The sequence below is a fragment of the Bacteroides sp. AF39-11AC genome, assembly GCF_003474285.1.
In the GTDB taxonomy this organism is placed as follows: domain Bacteria; phylum Bacteroidota; class Bacteroidia; order Bacteroidales; family Bacteroidaceae; genus Bacteroides.
In genome coordinates this window covers 466,750-486,174 of record NZ_QROH01000004.1, presented here as the reverse complement: position 1 = coordinate 486,174, position 19,425 = coordinate 466,750, and the positions used below count along the sequence as shown (strand labels likewise).

At 39.9% G+C, this 19,425-nt stretch carries 9 protein-coding genes; 6 read left to right on the top strand and 3 right to left on the bottom strand.

Features of this window, described 5'->3' with window-relative positions; genetic code table 11:
* Window positions 1-141 precede the first annotated feature (141 nt).
* Window positions 142-1,104, bottom strand: coding sequence for a DUF4925 domain-containing protein (locus DW036_RS10290; RefSeq protein ID WP_118464296.1), 963 nt, complete (start codon window positions 1,102-1,104; stop codon window positions 142-144).
* Window positions 1,105-1,490: 386 nt separating this feature from the next.
* Here DW036_RS10290 and aroC point away from each other — a divergent pair, with 386 nt between their 5' ends.
* Window positions 1,491-2,567: a chorismate synthase gene (aroC, locus tag DW036_RS10285; protein WP_022391596.1), complete on the top strand. Its 1,077-nt coding sequence runs from the start codon at window positions 1,491-1,493 to the stop codon at window positions 2,565-2,567.
* A 101-nt stretch (window positions 2,568-2,668) separates the two neighbouring features.
* Complete coding sequence (locus DW036_RS10280) at window positions 2,669-4,024, top strand: dipeptidase (protein WP_118463908.1); 1,356 nt, start codon at window positions 2,669-2,671, stop codon at window positions 4,022-4,024.
* Between the two features lie 68 nt (window positions 4,025-4,092).
* On the opposite strand, the gene DW036_RS10275 is transcribed toward DW036_RS10280, so the two are convergent.
* Window positions 4,093-6,093: an OmpA family protein gene (locus DW036_RS10275; protein WP_118463905.1), complete on the bottom strand. Its 2,001-nt coding sequence runs from the start codon at window positions 6,091-6,093 to the stop codon at window positions 4,093-4,095.
* 60 nt (window positions 6,094-6,153) lie between these two features.
* Window positions 6,154-8,310, bottom strand: a complete 2,157-nt coding sequence (locus DW036_RS10270; RefSeq protein ID WP_118463902.1) for a DNA topoisomerase 3 — start codon at window positions 8,308-8,310, stop codon at window positions 6,154-6,156.
* Between the two features lie 459 nt (window positions 8,311-8,769).
* On the opposite strand from DW036_RS10270, the gene DW036_RS10265 reads away from it, so the two are divergent.
* The 4 genes from DW036_RS10265 (at window position 8,770) to DW036_RS10250 (ending at window position 19,325) form a co-directional block, all read left to right on the top strand.
* The gene (locus tag DW036_RS10265; RefSeq protein WP_118463899.1) at window positions 8,770-12,792 is read left to right on the top strand and encodes a hybrid sensor histidine kinase/response regulator transcription factor; all 4,023 of its coding nucleotides are present in this window, start codon (window positions 8,770-8,772) and stop codon (window positions 12,790-12,792) included.
* A 237-nt stretch (window positions 12,793-13,029) separates the two neighbouring features.
* Entirely contained in the window at window positions 13,030-14,436 is a 1,407-nt protein-coding gene (locus DW036_RS10260; RefSeq protein ID WP_118463896.1) for an alpha-L-fucosidase, read from the top strand.
* Between the two features lie 44 nt (window positions 14,437-14,480).
* Entirely contained in the window at window positions 14,481-17,594 is a 3,114-nt protein-coding gene (locus tag DW036_RS10255; protein ID WP_118463893.1) for a TonB-dependent receptor, read from the top strand.
* A 36-nt stretch (window positions 17,595-17,630) separates the two neighbouring features.
* Window positions 17,631-19,325, top strand: coding sequence for a RagB/SusD family nutrient uptake outer membrane protein (locus tag DW036_RS10250; RefSeq protein ID WP_118463890.1), 1,695 nt, complete (start codon window positions 17,631-17,633; stop codon window positions 19,323-19,325).
* Window positions 19,326-19,425: the final 100 nt, after the last annotated feature.

Genomic DNA, 19,425 nt, shown 5'->3' with positions numbered 1-19,425 from the left:
TAACATAAGTACAGAAGGCTCTTAATTATAAAAAACAATCAAAGGTATCTAATTGTTTCTTCACTTCAACAGAACTACTTATAAAACAAAAAAAGAGCTGAATCTTTTGATTCAGCTCCTCCATAATTTATCACTAAGATATTATCTCATTAAGTCCAAACCTAAATTAAAGCTTGTTGTTACTGTCCAATATCCACCTATCATCTGAATAAACATTCCAGCAGCTTGTGCTTCCTCCGGCACAATTCCACCTTCTACCAATGCATTCCAAAGCAATATTAAATCATTCACTAATACAGGATCTCCCCAGCTATCCGTTTCCCCCGTATCACGAAGGGTGAAAAGATTATCAAAGGCACTCTTATCCAAATAAATATAAGTATGACCATTATCAGCAGTCTTAATATTCATAGGTATTCCATCTTTAGCCCAACCCAATATCTGACTAATAGTAGCATCTTGTATTCCACTAAGATCAGCATTCAAAAGTCCACCAAGTAATGCTTTAACAGTAGCTGGATCTCCACTCAACACTTCATCAATAATATCAACCATACCGCTGGCATCAGCTCCAGTAGCTGCAGTCAAGATAGCAGGAATATTCAATTTTACAGTGAATTTTCCATTTCTCTCACTCCAATATGCCAAGTCTTTAGGAGAAGTAGTAAAGCCACTTGTAGCAAAATTAGCTTTTACCTCACTTGTAGTAGGAAAAGCACCTGTAAAAAAGATAGACATTATAGAATTGGGGTCTAGTGCTATTGCCGGACTAGCAACATAATCAGCTATAATACTACCACTTTTATCTAAAGTAATTGAATTCAAAGCTTGAGGCAAAATAGAACCTCCAAGATACCGTAATAAAGCTGAAATTAGATCAGGGTAATTATCCTCACCAGTAAATTGCCAATCCGTGTACAATGCACTTGTTACAGGCCAATTCTTCATTACCTCTTTTTCTGTCCAGGTATAATCCGTAGCCGTATAATCTGCCATTTTATAAGTTCCAGTCCACGGACTTACTTCATCATCATCATCGCTACAAGCAGTAAACAAACTCATTGAACAGATCAATGCAAATAAATAAAACAAATTCTTCTTCATATTTTTCTTGTTTAGTAAATAATAGCTCCCCATCGCTGGGTAGTCATGTCTTTTTAATTGAATAAGATTTCGAGGTGCAAAATAACAGTTTTTAAAGATATTACACAAGGTCTATTCTAAAGATGAGCTGTTCTTTTTTTAAGCATCCAAACTTTAATTATCACCTTTTATAAAAAACGACTTGCCAATAGAATGAATTCAAAACACAGCCGCAAGTGTTTTCTCAAGAAGCTATAAAAAACATCTCATTCCATAAAAAATATAATATTTCTCCCTTTTCATAAGAAAAATCCATAACTATTTGTTATCTTTATGCAACCAAAAGCTTTTATTCAAAGGATTTGGCATGAATAAACCTTATACATAAACCATTAAAGCAAAAGATTATGTTCAACTCATTCGGCAACATTCTCCGCCTTACCAGCTTTGGGGAGTCACATGGTAAAGGCATCGGAGGCGTCATAGATGGATTTCCCGCGGGCATCCGCATTGACATGGATTTCGTGCAAGCGGAACTGGATCGTCGCCGTCCCGGACAGTCTCTTATTACTACGGCCCGGAAAGAAGGCGATAAAGTAGAATTCCTTTCAGGTATCTTTGAAGGCAAATCAACAGGATGTCCCATTGGATTCATTGTATGGAATGAAAATCAACATTCCAGTGATTATGATAACATGAAAGAGGTATACCGTCCTTCGCATGCTGACTATACTTATAAGGTGAAATATGGCATCCGTGATTATCGTGGCGGTGGTCGCTCATCAGCACGCGAAACCATTTCCCGCGTAGTGGCAGGTGCCCTTGCCAAACAGGCACTCCGCCAACTGGGAGTGAAAATCACGGCATATACCTCGCAGGTAGGTCCAATCCGTCTGGAAGAAAACTATACTGCTTATGATCTTGATCTAATAGAAACGAATCCAGTACGCTGCCCGGATCCGGTAAAGGCAAAAGAAATGGAGGAACTTATTTTCAAGACCAAAGGAGAAGGTGATACCATTGGCGGTGTAGTGACCTGTGTCATCAAAGGATGCCCCATCGGATTAGGCCAACCCGTATTCGGTAAGTTACATGCTGCTCTTGCTTCCGGTATGCTCAGCATCAATGCAGCTAAAGCATTTGAATACGGTGACGGATTTAAAGGTCTGAAACAAAAAGGCTCGGAACAAAACGATGTATTCTTCAATAACTGCGGACGCATTGAAACGAAAACCAACCATTCCGGCGGTATCCAAGGCGGTATTAGTAATGGACAGGATATCTTCTTCCGAGTTGCCTTTAAACCGGTAGCTACTGTATTGATGGAGCAACATACAGTCAATATAGATGGCATAGATACAACATTGAAAGCTCGCGGTCGTCATGATCCATGCGTATTGCCACGCGCAGTGCCCATAGTAGAAGCCATGGCTGCCTTGACTATACTGGATTTTTATCTGATTGACCGTACTACACAGTTATAAAAAGGGATAAAGAGTGGTAGAGTGATCGGGTGATAAAGCAACATCACCTATCCCCCCTACCACTTTATTACCCTATCACTCTACTACCTTATTTATTTTATATGAACGAAATACAGAAATACATTTCAGAGAATGAATCGAAGATGCTGGAAGACTTGTTCAGCCTCATCCGTATCCCAAGTATCAGTGCAAAACCTGAACATCATGAGGACATGTTGGCTTGTGCAGAGCGCTGGGCACAACTATTACTTGAAGCAGGTGCAGACGAAGCACTGGTAATGCCATCGAAAGGCAATCCGATTGTTTTCGGACAAAAGATAGTAGACCCGACAGCAAAGACAGTTTTGGTATATGCACATTATGATGTAATGCCGGCAGAACCGTTGGAGCTATGGAAAAGTAATCCCTTTGAGCCGGAAATCCGTGATGGGCACATTTGGGCCCGTGGTGCTGATGACGACAAAGGACAATCATTCATCCAGGTAAAGGCATTCGAATACCTTGTGAAGCACGGCATGCTTAAGAACAATGTCAAATTTATCTTTGAGGGTGAAGAAGAAATCGGTTCACCCAGTCTGGAAGCTTTCTGTGAGGAGCATAAAGAGTTATTAAAAGCGGATATTATTTTGGTATCGGATACCAGCATGTTAGGTGCCGACCTGCCCTCACTGACTACAGGTCTTCGCGGACTGGCATACTGGGAAATTGAAGTAACCGGGCCTAACCGTGATTTACATTCAGGACATTTCGGAGGTGCCGTTGCCAATCCCATTAATGTATTATGCGGAATGATTGCCAAAGTAGTAGATGCCGACGGACGTATCACAGTGCCCGGTTTCTACGATAATGTGGAAGAAGTTCCACAGGCGGAACGTGACATGATAGCCCATATTCCTTTCAATGAAGAAAAGTATAAGGCAGCCATTGGTGTAAAAGAGCTATTCGGAGAAAAAGGATACAGCACCCTGGAGCGTAACAGTTGCCGTCCTTCTTTCGACGTTTGTGGCATTTGGGGCGGATATACCGGCGAAGGCTCCAAGACAGTACTTCCCTCAAAAGCTACAGCCAAAGTTTCTTGTCGCCTGGTTCCCCATCAGGATCATCACAAGATTTCCCAAATGTTTGCAGATTATATCCTAAGCATCGCTCCGGATACCGTACAGGTAAAAGTGACACCCATGCATGGAGGACAAGGCTATGTATGTCCAATTAGCCTTCCAGCCTATCAGGCGGCCGAGAAAGGTTTTGAAAAAGCATTCGGGAAGAAACCACTTGCAGTACGCCGGGGAGGAAGTATTCCTATCATCTCCACATTCGAGCAAGTACTTGGAATCAAGACTGTACTTATGGGATTCGGACTGGAATCAAATGCCATCCATTCACCGAATGAGAACTTCCCATTGGATATTTTCCGAAAAGGAATCGAAGCAGTCGTTGAATTCCACCTAAGGTATTAGCTACGAGCTACAAGTTACAAACTACGAGTACTGCGCTATCGTACTGCATAGTACTTGTAGCTTGTAACTCACCGATATGTCGTTCGCAACACTTTAAATTCTGTGCGACGATTAATAGCATTACAAATCTCCTGCTGTTCCAGCGGGAGATTTTTTATAAACTCTTCTGTCAATACATCTCCCACCTTCAGGAAAGGTGCAGATTTCAGAGTGAAATTAGTGACTGCCTTAGGCTGTTGCTCCCCATACCCTTTCGGCGTGAGACGTTCCGAATCAATGCCTCCTTTAATAAGATAGCGTACTACAGATTCTGCACGACGTTGCGAAAGGCGAAGATTATAATCATCATTCCCTTTATAATCGCAATGTGCGGAAAGTTCGATGGTAACATTCGGATTATCATTCAATAATTGTATTAGTTCATCCAAGGCTACTGTGGATTCCGGAGTCAGGTCAGCCCGGTCAAACTCATAAAAAATATTCTCTATCAGTACAGGACGGGTAATGGAAGACAAAGGAAACTTAAGTTCATAATGACGATCCTCATTAATATCTTCCGTCATCAACTCCTCTTTGTCATTCAGATAACCACGACAAGAAGCAAGCAAGGCATAACGGCATCCGGGTGTAAGTTCCTGAGTAAAAGTACCATCCTTCTTTACATTGATCTTCATATAAGTACCATCTTCTCCCACCAAAGTAACCAGCGCATCAGAAAGTACATCCCCCTCTTTATCATAAACCAATCCTTTCAAGATATGATGTACCTCCGGAAGCTCAAAACTGTAAATGTGATCCCAGCCACGGGCATCTCCCCGGTTAGAAGAGAAAAAGCCCCGATTGAGCGCACCCGGTTCAAAAGTCATACCAAAATCATCACTTTGCGAATTTACCGGAGATTTCATATTTTCAATATACCAACGCCCCGTCAGGCTATCCGGCACAGCACGAAATATATCCAGTCCACCCATACCGGGATGTCCGGTGGAGGAGAAATACAGGGTACCATCCGGTGCAAAAGAGGGAAACATTTCATCACCGGAAGTATTAATTTCAGGTCCCAGATTATCGACATAACCGAAACCATCACGAGTCACGTTGATACGCCATAAATCCAGTCCCCCCTGTCCACCTGGCATATCAGATACGAAATATAGATAATCACCTGCAGGAGATAGTGCAGGATGGGCAACAGAAGAAAGGGTATCATTCAGGATTGTACACTTCTGAGGACTCCCCCACTCTGCCCCGGCGCGTTGGGAAACATATATCTCTGCATAAGCCGGTGCATTGGGCAATGTCCGACAACGAGTGAAATACATCATTTTACCATCTGCCGAAAAAGAACAGGTCCCTTCTTCAAATTCACTATTTACTTCCGAAGCAAGCGGTTCAGGCTTTTGCCATTGCTTCTTTTCATTTCGCTTGGAGTGGAATATATCAGCACTTTTCATGCCGGTAATACCATTCAGGTCGGCACCTTTGGCTTCGTTACGGGTAGAAGTTAAATATAGGATATCAGGATCATTGCCCGCATACATAGGAGAATAATCACTGCGGCGGGAAACAAGAATAGGGATGCGCTTTACAATATGACGGGTAGGATTTTTTTTCCACTCCTGTGCCAAAGAACAAGAAGTGATTCCTATATGTGCCAGAGAGTCTTTTCGCCCTTTTATATCAGACTGATTCTGTGCATAAGCAAGATAATTCTCATAATAAGGTATGGCAGCAGCATATTCGCCATTCTTACGAAGCATCTCCGCCAGATAAAAATGAGAAAGAGTATCCGGATAGCGATAACGGACGGCATTCATGTAGGCAGCTTTAGCCTTCAACGTATAATTGATACGGCGGTAGCAGTCACCTTGTTTGTAGGCAAGCACACCTCGTTGCGAACGATCTTTGGGAGGAGTACGAGTATAGGCCGTTTTGTAATGGCGTGCAGCATCAAAGTATTCTCCACGGGCATAACTTTGCTCTGCCTGACGCAGGCTCCGCCCCACTCCACAGGAAGTGAGAAATAAGATAGCACAAAGAAGAAATAAAAACAGTTTATACAATTTCATGCCTCACAAGTTATCATTCATATAAACTGAAAAGTCGGCTGATTATTGTATGACCATCATTTATTCAAATGGTTTACGGAAAGTACATCCGTTCTTCCACTCCGAGCAACCATAAGCCTTTTTCCCCTTGATCACGGTTCCTTTGCCACACAATGGGCAAGTTTGGCCCTCAATAGATTGTATTTGAGAAGTGTCAGCAGCATTTGTTTCCACAACCTTCTTGCGCGGTTTGCTTTGGCGTTTAGGCTTGGTAGTATCTTTCTCTTTTACCGCCTTTCCACCTTGCTTCTTACTACCACCGGATGCTTCCTGCACCGCCTGCACAATAGTAATATGACGATTGCTATTATCCGAAAGTACACTCATCACAACCTCAGAAACCATCTGTTTCAGTTCCTCAAGGAATTGTGCAGCATTATAGGTCTTCTTCTCGATCTCACGAAGTTTCTTTTCCCAGATACCCGTCAGTTCGGCAGATTTCAATAACTCTTCATGGATAATCTGAATTAGCTCGACTCCTGTAGGCGTAGCTATCAGATTCTTCTTCTCTTTACGGATATAATTACGTTTAAATAAAGTCTCAATAATAGCAGCACGTGTGGATGGACGACCGATTCCATTCTCCTTCAATGCATCCCGCAATTCATCGTTATCCACCAACTTACCCGCCGTTTCCATAGCACGCAGCAAAGTAGCTTCAGTATAAGGACGGGGAGGCTGTGTCCATTTCTCATATAAATCGGGTACATGAGGACCGCTTTCACCTTTCACAAAGGCCGGCAATACATTTTCTTCATCTCCCGGATCTTTTTCTTCCTGTGACTGTGTACCTGGAGTTCCGAATATAACTCTCCAACCCGGTTCCAAAATCTGCTTTCCGGTAGTCTTGAATTCTATTTCTTCCACGACACCCAGTACAGTAGTAGTAGCAAACTTACAATCAGGATAGAATACTGCTATAAACCGACGGGCTATCAAGTCGAATACACGGCGTTCCATGTCTGTCAGGTTCTGCGGATATTGTCCGGTAGGAATAATGGCATGGTGATCTGTTACCTTTGAATTATCGAATACCTTCTTCGATTTCAATAAAGTGGTCCCATCCAAAGGGGTCGTGAATGTTGAATAATCACGCAAACCTTTCAAGATACCCGGACATTTCGGATAAATGTCATCACTCAGAAAGGTGGTATCTACACGAGGATAGGTAGCCACTTTCTTTTCATATAATGACTGAATGATTTTCAAAGTTTCATCGGCAGAATAAGCAAACTTCTTATTACATTCTACCTGTAAGGAAGTCAAGTCAAACAAACGGGGGGGAGCTTCTTTTCCTTCTTTCTTGGTTACATCCGTAATCGTAAAAGGAGAATTCCTGATCTGTTCCAGCAGTGCCATACCCTGTTCCTGGTTGGCAATAGGATCAATACCTCTATTCTCTTCTTCCTTTTTGGGTTTCTTCCCGGCAGCAATTGCCTCCTTATTCTTTTCAGCTTCCAGAACCAATTCTTCTTCGCTCTTCCTGATGATAGCAGAGAATGTCGTATCCCGATACACTGTCTTCAATTCCCAATACTGCTTGGGCACAAAGTTCTCTATTTCCAACTGCCGGTTTACAATCAACGCTAATGTAGGTGTCTGCACACGGCCGATAGAGAGAACTTGTTTGTTCTGCCCATACTTCATGGTATAAAGTCGTGTAGCATTCATTCCCAGCAACCAGTCACCGATAGCACGAGATAATCCTGCTTCATAAAGCGGCTGGAATTCTTTCTGATCTTTCAATTTGGCAAAACCTTCCCGAATAGCTTCTTCCGTCAAAGAAGAAATCCACAGCCGTTTTACCGGACAGTGTGCACCGGCTTTCTGCATCACCCAACGCTGAATTAACTCTCCTTCCTGCCCGGCATCACCACAGTTTATGATCATGTCGGCTTTCTGCATAAGAGTCTCTATCGTATGGAATTGCTTTTCATAAGTAGGGTTACTGATCAGTTTTATTCCGAAACGCGGCGGTATCATGGGCAAGCTTCCCAAGCTCCAAGATTTCCAGTTCGGAGTATATTCGTGCGGTTCCTTGAGTGTACAAAGGTGACCGAATGTCCAGGTCACCTGGTATCCGTTTCCTTCGATATAGCCGTCTCTTCTATCTTTCGCTCCTAATACATCAGCAATGTCACGTGCCACAGAGGGCTTTTCAGCAATACAAACTATCATTCATTATTTTTTTAACGGAGCAAAGGTACAAAAAAGGGAAGAATGATAAAAGAATTGGCATTGAGATATTCTTTATCTTCCAATATAAGCCCATATCACATTTTAAGAGTAACCAACAACTCCCATAAGCCTTATTTCGCTTCACTTTCAACAAAACCCAAAGAACTTTCAACAATATTAGAATCAAAATACCCATAATTTAAAAATCATAAAACGATTCCAAACACAAAATTCCACCTTTATGCATACTTTTATAACTGAAAAATCAATATTTTGTAGTACATGAAATATCGTAAAAAACGTAATTGTTTCACTTATAAATAAAATCATGAGAAAATGTTATACCAATTACTAATATTAACAGCGCATTATGTATTTGTTTTATTTCTAGCCGTTCGATTGGCATTTTCCCAATTATTCATATCTTTGTTTCACGATGTTCCCTTATAATCTCATATTATGACAAAACTTTTTCTATATTTCATTTTCTTTTTATCAGCATTTTCCACATATGCTCAACTCCCAAATACAATAAACTTTGTCCATATTGGACTTGAACAAGGATTATCACAAAGTACAATACTTGACATAGAACAAGATGATCGAGGAAACATGTGGTTCGCCACCTACGACGGTTTAAACAAATACGATGGATATACTTTTACTGTATATCAGCATAATGAAAATTATGCGGCCAGTATATCAGGAGACATCGTACGAACCCTCAAAATAGATAGTAAAAAAAGACTTTGGGCAGGAACCGAAGAAGGACTTTCGCTTTATGCTTCCGGCAGAGATCATTTTGTGAACTTCTATCCGGTTAAAGGTGAACAGGTACCTATAATTGATATTGAAGAAATAAATTCAGAAGAGTTGCTTGTATGTACTGAAAAAGGGATATTTCTTTTTAATACAGAAAGCCATTCATTTAGTGTTGACAAACTTCCAACGTCCCTTGTATCACTCTCCTCCACGTGCCTCAAAAGAGAAGGGGATAATGTCTACATCGGCACTCCACGGCAAGGCGTATTTATTTATTCCATATCCGGCAATACATTAAAATCTTTCCCCATCCCACAATTAAGGGAAACGGAAATATTAGCTATTCTGCAACAATCTTCTACATGTCTATGGGTAGCAACAGAAGGTAAAGGACTTTTCCGGATCAATCCACAAACATTAGTAACCAACATATACCGTAAAGGAGGAGAACATCAACTCAGTTCTGATTATGTACGTGTACTTGCCACTGATCAGCAAAATCAATTATGGGTAGGGACTTTTACCGCACTCAATATTTACAACGAAGAAAAAGATACTTTCACCACCTATGATCGAGACCTACAAAAACAAACAAGCTTATCACAAACCTCTGTTCGTAGCATCTTTATGGATTCTCAAGGAGGCATGTGGGTAGGTACCTACTTTGGAGGACTGAACTACTATCATCCTCTCAAAAGTTGTTTCCAAAATATACGATATATGTCTGAGCGAAATTCATTAAATGACAATGTAATCACATGTATCATAGAAGATAAACAAAAAGGGCTCTGGATTGGTACTAACAGTGGAGGTGTGAATCACTACGACAAACATACAAACACCTTTACTCATTATACACAAAAAGATGGATTGAGATCAAATGATATAAAAGCAATCTATATAGACGAAATTAAAAATTTGGTTTATATTGGCACACATGCCGGAGGGCTCAGCATTCTACACCGTCATTCGAAACATATTGAAACGTACAATTCCAACATAAAGCACGCATATTCCATAGTACCGGCTAGCAATGGAGACCTTTGGATAAGTACACTTGACTCTATTGTACGCTTCAACCCACACAAAAAGACATTCACAACTTACGCCACCGACCAAGATAAAAAGCCAATAAAAACGAATCATATCACTACCATTTTCCGTGACAGCGAACAACGCTTGTGGTTCTGCGGTGAAAAAGGAATCAGTACTTATATTGAAACAGATAATGAACTAAAAAGTATTCCATTATTACCTGAAGGTTCTTCTGCCAATCACAATTTTATCAACAGTATATACGAGTCCCACAATGGCCTTTTTTGGATAAGTACCCGAAGTGGTTTATACCGCTTTGATATAAATAAGAAAGAATTCAAGCAATACACCACAGCCAACGGACTTCCTAACAATATAGTCCACGGAGTTCTGGAAGACTCTTATGGAGAACTCTGGATAAGTACTAACAAAGGATTGAGTCGCTTCCAACCGCAAACAGAAAAAATCAAGAATTATACAGACAACGACGGATTGCAGGGTAACCAATTCACAAACAATTCCTTCTGCCACACTGAAAATGGAGAAATGTACTTCGGAGGAATCAATGGCATTACCACCTTTCATCCAGATCAATTAATAGATAACCCCTATACTCCCCCAGTTGTCATCAAACGATTACGACTTTTCAATAAAACCATCCTTCCCGGCGACGATTCCGGTATATTACAAAAAAATATCAATATCACGGAAAGCATTACATTAACAGCTGCCCAATCAGTATTTTCACTGGAATTTGTTGTTTCAAATTATATTTCCGGCAATCATAACACATTTGCATACAAATTGGATGGGTACGATAAAGAATGGTATTACTCAGATATATTGCGTACAGCCTCTTACTCGAATCTACCACACGGTACTTATCATTTTCTCGTAAAAGCTTCCAATAACAACGGAAAATGGAATGAGAAACCAACCCAACTGAAGATTATAATTCTACCTGTATGGTATAAGACGTGGTGGGCTATCTTACTATTTGTATTTGCGCTTATAATGATTTTCACCTTCATCCTCCGATATTTCTGGATGCGGAAAAATATGAAGATGCAGCTCCAAATGGAACGCATGGACAAAGAGAAACAAAAGGAAGTAAACGAAATGAAGCTACGTTTCTTTATCAACATCTCACACGAGTTACGTACTCCACTCACCCTAATCCTTGCTCCTCTACAAGAAATTATGGATAAGGTGAACGACCGCTGGATACATAAGCAGCTAGAACATATACAACGAAACACGAATCGATTGCTGCACCTAGTAAACCAACTAATGGATTACCGACGTGCTGAATTAGGCGTATTTAACCTTAAAGTTAAATACAATATTATTCACCAAACTATTGAAGAGAGCTTTCTCTTTTACAAGAAAATGGCCCAATATAAAAAAATAGACTATAACTTCTACTCTGAAGTAGAAGGACAAAACATCCTCTGTGACCCCAGCTATCTGGAACTAATAACCAACAATCTGCTTTCCAATGCTTTTAAATACACCGGGGAAGGAAAAAGCATCATTATAAAACTGAAAGAGGAGAATGATATGTTATTACTTCAGGTGAAAGACACTGGAAGTGGTATACCTAACGACAAACAAGGACGAATTTTTGAGCGTTTCTACCAAGTAGATAACGAACATCTGGGCAGCGGTATTGGCTTATCCATAGTACAGCGATTAGTAGATTTGCATCATGGAAGGATTGAACTGGAAAGCCAAGAGGGTGTTGGGAGTGTTTTTTCTGTATTTTTACCAACAGACGAGTCTGTCTATAAACCTGAAGAAAAAGCCACAGAACAAGAAACTGAAGTTCATACAACCAATAATCAAGATATGTACATTACAGATACAGAAAACATACAAGAAAAAGAAGACATAACTGAGACGAATAAAAATAATAAAGAAAGCATATTGATCGTGGAGGACAATATCGATATTCTACAATACTTGAGCGACGAGTTAGGTAAAAATTACCAAATCCTAAAAGCTCAAAATGGAGAAGAAGCAATAGCTATAATAAAAGAACAAGAAGTAGACCTTGTTTTGACCGATATAATGATGCCCGTCATGGATGGAATACAACTATGCAAACTCATTAAACAAAATTTGCGTACTTGCCATATCCTCGTCATTATTCTTTCTGCCAAGACTGATTTTAAAGAACAATTGGAAGGTTTACAAGTAGGAGCAGATGACTATATACCCAAACCGTTTTCGTTAGTTATGATTACGACTAAAATAAAGAATTTATTCCGGACACGGCACCGCGCTATAGAATACTACTCCAAATCTTTAGAAATCGAGCCCGAAAAAATAGCACTCAACCCATTAGACGAAGATTTATTAAAAAAAGCGGTTGAAGTTATGGAAAAGCACATGGATGATGCCGAATTTACAACAGACGAATTCGCCCGTGAGATGTGTATGAGCCGTTCCAACCTTCACCTTAAAATGAAGGCATTGACTGGTGAATCGACCAATGAATTTATTCGCAAGATGCGATTCAATTATGCTTGTAAATTGCTGAAAGAAGGGAAATATACAGTGTCTGAAATTAGTAGCATGGTTGGTTATGTACCTTCCTACTTTGCTACAAGTTTCAAGAAATATTTTGGTTGCCTGCCATCAGAATATGGGAAAAACGGCAAAAGCAATCACAGCCAAACCTAAAAAAGAAATTGAAAATCCACTTCATTTTTCCACTTAAATAGCCTGTTTACAGGCTATTTAAGTATATATTACACAAAAACGAAAGCTACTTCAACAAAAATAAAAGCATTCTATACAATACCTCAAGTCGTTTCTACAAGAGTAAAGCGAATATAAAAAAACACACCCTACCTTTACATCAAACAAAAAAGCAGGAATAATGAAAAGCATTAATAATAACTCCATTAAAACGATACAATGAAAAAACTATTAACCTTATTAATCGGGATCAATTTATCACTTATTGTGAATGGTCAAAACGATTTGGTCTCTAAAGAGCAAACTTTTATCCACGAAACCTCCAAAGAATACGAATGGCCTACAGATCCATCCGTATTAGAGAAGATAGAAAAGTGGCAAGATTCAAAGCTTGGCATTATGTTCCACTGGGGAATATATTCGGTTCCCGGCATTGCAGAATCATGGGCATTATGTTCAGAAGACCGATGGTTTACTGACCGTCGCAGAGAGGCACGTCCGGGAAGTACCTATTGTGAATTTAAGAAATGGTATTGGGGACTATCTGAATCCTTCAAGCCAAGCCGTTTTGAGCCAACCGAATGGGCTACATTTATGAAGAAAGTCGGATTCAGATATTTGATTTTCACTACTAAACACCATGATGGTTTCTGTATGTTCGACTCCAAATATACAGACTATACTGTCACTAAAGGACCTTATAAAAAAGGAAAATATAGCAATATTACCTACCATGTCTTTGAAGCTTTTCGCAAATCAGGTTTCATGATCGGAGCTTATTTTTCAAAACCAGACTGGCACAATGAGAATTATTGGGATCCGTTTTTTGCAACCCCTACACGCAATCCCAATTACGATCTTAAGAAATATCCGGAAAAATGGGCTAAATATCAAGAATATACTGCCAATCAAATTGATGAGTTAATGTCTGACTACGGAAGAATCGATATTCTTTGGTTAGATGGCGGATGGGTAAGAAAACCTCAACAAGACATTAAGTTAGATGAAATAGTGCATAATGCTCGCAAAAAACAACCCGGATTAATTACCGTTGATAGAACCATTCCCGGTAAAAATGAAAATTACCAAACTCCAGAACAAGCAATTCCACAAGAGCAGCAAAATTTCCCATGGGAAAGTTGCATAACATTTAGTAACACCTGGGGATGGAATCCTAATCCAAAATACAAAACTTCAGAATGGGTAATAAACACTCTGGCTGAAGTGGTTGCCAAAGGGGGATGTCTTCTATTGAATGTAGGTCCCGACGGAGAAGGTAATATCGATGACGTCGTATATCAACGCTTAGAAAAAGTAGGCGAATGGCTCCGTAAGAATGGTAAAGCCATCTATGATACACGCACAACACCTAACTATCATTTTGGAAACATCTGGTTTACAGCCAATAAAAACGGAAAAACATTGTATGCAATTTATGCACTCCCTGAAAATGAAAAGCTTCCTGAATATATAGAATGGGAAGGTAACATCCCCATCGGTAAAATCACGCTGCTACAAAACGGAAAACAGATGAAGTATATCTGTAGAAACGGAAAAACAAGAATCACACTCCCCAAAGATATAAAAGAAGAATCATTGGTTTTTTGTTTCAATAAGGCACAATAAAAGATAACACTAATTTCTAATACATAAATTAACACTAAAAAATTATGGACAAAAGAAGATTTTACACCAAACGAATGCTCATGCTTTCGTTACTAGCTTGTGCTTGTTGCTTTCCGGTACAAACTAAGGCAAATGATGCAATAGCATCAACAGGGCGGACCTCTATTGAGAATATCTTGCAGAATAAAAAGATATCAGGTGTTGTAAGAGACAGCCAAGGCCCTATAACCGGTGCTAATGTTTCTATTAAAGGAACGACAATTGGAGCCATTACCGACATAAATGGCGAATTTAGTTTTGATGCCCCTAAAAAAGGAGTTCTCGTCATTTCATTCATCGGATATATTACGCAAGAAATATCTGTAGAGGGTAAAAATGAATTCTCCGTCATTTTAAAAGAAGACACAGAAATACTGGATGAAGTAGTCGTAACAGGATATATCGCACAGAAGAAGGTGAATTTAACCGGTGCCATATCCTCCGTTAATGGTGAAGAATTGACTAAAATTACAGCAACCAGTTCTGCACAAGCATTGCAGGGGAAACTACCAGGCGTGCAAATCACGGCGGGAGACGGCGCTCCCGGTTCGGCATCTAAAATCCAAGTGCGAGGTATAGGCTCAGTCATGTCAGGAACACAACCATTGGTTATCGTTGATGGTTTTGAGGGTACATTGGATAACATTGCCATGGGAGATATCGAAACCATATCGGTTCTGAAAGATGCGGCATCAGCAGCTATTTACGGTTCAAAAGCTGCCAACGGTGTTATCCTCATCACCACTAAAAGAGGCAAAACAGGAGCTATGCAAGTAGAAGTTTCCGCTGAATATGGCTGGCAAAGCGTTTCTCACATGCCAAATGTGCTAAATGCTACAGAAATGGCAATAAAGCAGAATGAAGAAGCCATATGGAGCAATCAGACTCTGCCCTGGAGTGGTAACCACGCACCTGAAACTCTCGGCAAAGGCTTCAACTGGTGGGATTATGCTTATAAGAATGATGCTCCTATACAAAACTACTATCTTTCCATGAAAGGTGGTACTGAAAAGGCAAAATATGCTATCTCAGCCGGATATATCAAACAAGAAGGAGTCATTCATCTGACAGATTATGACCGTTTCAATTTCCGTTCTAATTTTGATTATGCCTTCAATAAGAAATTCAAAATAGGAGTCAATATAGAAGCCAGCGTCGCCAATACTGATAGCCGTGAGGATATCTATCATTATTCTAAAAACGCTTTACTCATGCATCCGAGCGTTCCACAATATATGCCTGATGGTTCATACGGACTGCCCCTTCGCAGTCTGCCCGGACAGTATGATGCATCACAAGCAATGCCTTTGTCCATGATGTATCTCAGCGATCCAAACTATGTAAGAATGATTGAAGGTAATACTTTCACCACGCGGGCAAACTTTTTTCTGGAATGGGAAATTCTAAAAGGATTGAAATTTAAATCTGTTTATAATCAACAGTATATATGGAGCAAAAAAAATTATTGGCACTCAAGTTATACAGTGTATGATTATGAAACCCCTGAAAGCATTTATGCCACTGAAACTAATGCTGAAGCTACCAGCAACTATTCAGACAGTCAAAAATGGGAGATACAAGAGCTGCTTACTTATAACAAAGTATTTGCAAAAAAACATACTTTAGGAGTGCTTGTCGGATTTACAGCAGAAAAGGCTAAATCAGGGAATCTTTCCGGTAAGAAAACAGGTTTTCCCGGCAACGAGTTACGGGTAATTGATGCCGGCAACACCATTGATTATTTAAATGGTAACATGACAGAAAATACCGTAGTTTCTCTTTTCGGACAGGTGAATTATGACTATATGGGTAAATATCTCTTCCAGGCCAATATCCGGAGAGATGGTTCATCAGTATTTGCGCCGGGAAACCAATGGGGTACATTCCCTTCTGTATCAGCCGGATGGCGCATCAGTGAAGAAGAGTTTATGAAAGATATATCCTGGCTAAACAATTTAAAGTTAAGAATAGGTTATGGTACACTGGGAAATGCCAATATCAAGTCGTTTGCATGGGTAAGTAGTTACAAATTGACCGACCGTTATCCTTTAGGAACCCCAAATGCGATATCCCCTGCTTATTACCAGACAGACATGAGCAATAAGGATATCAAATGGGAAAGCACTACCACTACCAATATAGGCGTTGATGCGACAGTATTGAACAATAGGCTGAACTTTACATTTGACTGGTATGACAAACGTACAAAAGACATGCTGTTTACTGCTACCATACCTTATTCTACAGGATATTTAAATGGCCCCGTCATCAATGTTGGTGAAGTAATGAATCGCGGATGGGAAATCAGCGCAAGTTGGAATGACATTATTAAGAAATTCCATTATGCCATATCTATCAACCTTGCACACAATAAAAATGAAGTAACAAATATGGGAGGTGTAGCTCCATTCCAAATAGAAAATGATCTTTGGATTAAAGAAGGGTATCCTATCAATTCTTATTTTGGCTATAAAACAATAGGCATTTATCAAAACTGGGATGAAGTTAATAACAGTGTAAAACCGAATGGCGACATTCGTCCGGGTAACTATATCATCCAAAACACCAATAAAGATGACAAAATAGATACAGAAGACAAAACCTTCCTTGGTAGCCGTGACCCAAAATTAGTATATGGAATTAACCTGACGGCAGAATGGCAAGGCATCGACCTGTCTGTAGCAACGAGTGGAGAATCAAAAAAATGTGTCTATTATGACAACAGCTATGGTGGAATCAGCCCCAGATTCTGTAACATCTATAAAGAATATTTCGACAATCGTACCATTGTTGGAGAAGATGGCAATGTTACTGTTTCCGGCAAATATCCTGCAATGACAGGCCTCGGCACCAACGCCCCGGAAGGACACAAAAAGGTATTGCAAAATACCAGTTTCTTCCGCATAAAGAATATTCAGATAGGCTATACTTTACCCCAAAGTTTTACACAGAAGATGAGAATTAGCAACCTACGCATTTTCTTTAATGCAGTAAATCCCTTCTTGTTTACCAAATATATAGGATTCGATCCGGAAACCACCAATACCCAACAAGATGGCACTGTGAGATACTATCCGGTAAGTAAATCTGTATCAATGGGACTTTCATTGAAATTTTAATGTCAATCATCTCCAAACATAAAAATATAGAGAAATATGAAAAAGATATATTTATTAATAGGAATAGTAGCAAGTATATTCTTGTCTTCTTGCGAAGATTTCCTGACAACTTATCCTCAGAATCAATTGACTGCAGGTACATTCTTCAAAACTGATGATGATTTTGCAGCAGCAGCCAATGGCATGTATTCGGTCATGACCGGATATCCCTCAGAGTTTTTTCCGATGATAGATGGAATTACTCCTTTTGCAGGAGAAACGGCAACCAGTCGTTGCGGTGTGTTCAATCCATACAACGGACGCCTCCCTATGGTTTCTTCCAGCCTGGATTTCACCCGCCAGTGTTGGCAAAACATGTACAAAGGAATCGCATGCGCCAACAATATTCTTACTAATACAGAAAAGCCTGCTAACGTTAGCCAGCAGGTGTTCGATAGAACATTGGGAGAAGCTTATTTTATACGTGGATATGCTTATTTCACTTTGGTTACTTTATTTGGAGATGTACCCTTATTCACAGAACCACAGGTTAGTTATGACCAAGTTTTAAAGCCCAGAACTCCAAAGTCAGAAGTCATCACTCAGATTATTGCAGATTTTGAGAAGGCAAAACAATTGCTGCCCTCTGTTAAAGAGTATCGCGGCACAGCTAACTTGGGACGCGCTTCCAAAGGTGCTGCTCAAGCATTTTTAGGGAAAGTATACGTATATGAAGAAAGATGGGCAGATGCCAAAAAAGAGTTTGCAGCATTGGTTGATGTACAAAATCCCGATTATGACTTAACTCCTCATTATTATGATCAATTCTGGCCAGATGGTGAAAATGGAATAGAATCCATTTATGAAATTCAATATGATCCATCCCGCCCTGCTGCCACAGGACAATATGCAATGAATCGCTTCATGGACTTTATAAATCCACCTGCCGAAGCGAATATGAATTTCACAGGAGGATTTGGTTACCTGGAACCAACTGAATATTACTGTGACTTATTTGAGACTCTTAATGGGTATAAAGTAGCCAGCACATATATTGACCGTACAGGTGCTACTCCCGGTCCTATATTCAATTACAACTATGAATCAAAGGATCCGCAATTTAATGCCACTGCACCTTACGAAATCAGAGATCCTCGTTTAAAATACACAATTTGGTATGAAGATTCCCCTACCGTTGATGAGTTTATACAGAAGACGGGGCAGAACAACGCAAACTTCAAGAGCAGATATTCTAAAACCAGTAATCATTGTGTAGTAAAGTACATTGTTGGGAAACTTGGAGGAAAGGGTGGCTATAGCCCAATGAATATGATTGTGATGCGCTATGCAGATGTTCTTTTACTATATGCAGAAACTTGTATCCATGAAAATGATTTGTCCAAAGCTGTTTCATTAATCAACAGAGTAAGGAATAGGGTTAAAATGCCGTCTGTTGAACAAATCGGTACTGTTCAAGGCGTAGATATTGCAGGTAATAAAGAAAATCTAATGAAATATCTACAACAGGAACGCTTTCGTGAGTTAGGTTTCGAGTGGGGACATATGATGTTTGATATGGCACGTTGGGACATTCTGGTTAGTGAACTGAAAGAATACTGGACACCTGGGCGTGATGGTTGGCCGGCATTTTCCAACATCGCACTTCAATTTACGAAAGATTGTTACTTATTCCCGATTCCGGAACAAGAAATGACTTCTAATCCGTTATTAAAACAGAATCCGGGATATTAAGTGACGTTTAGAAAATAAAAGTAGCATAAATGGGCGTTTTTATTTTCTCCAATATGAAAAATATATTTTCCCAATAGGAGAATAATAAGTTCAATCCTTT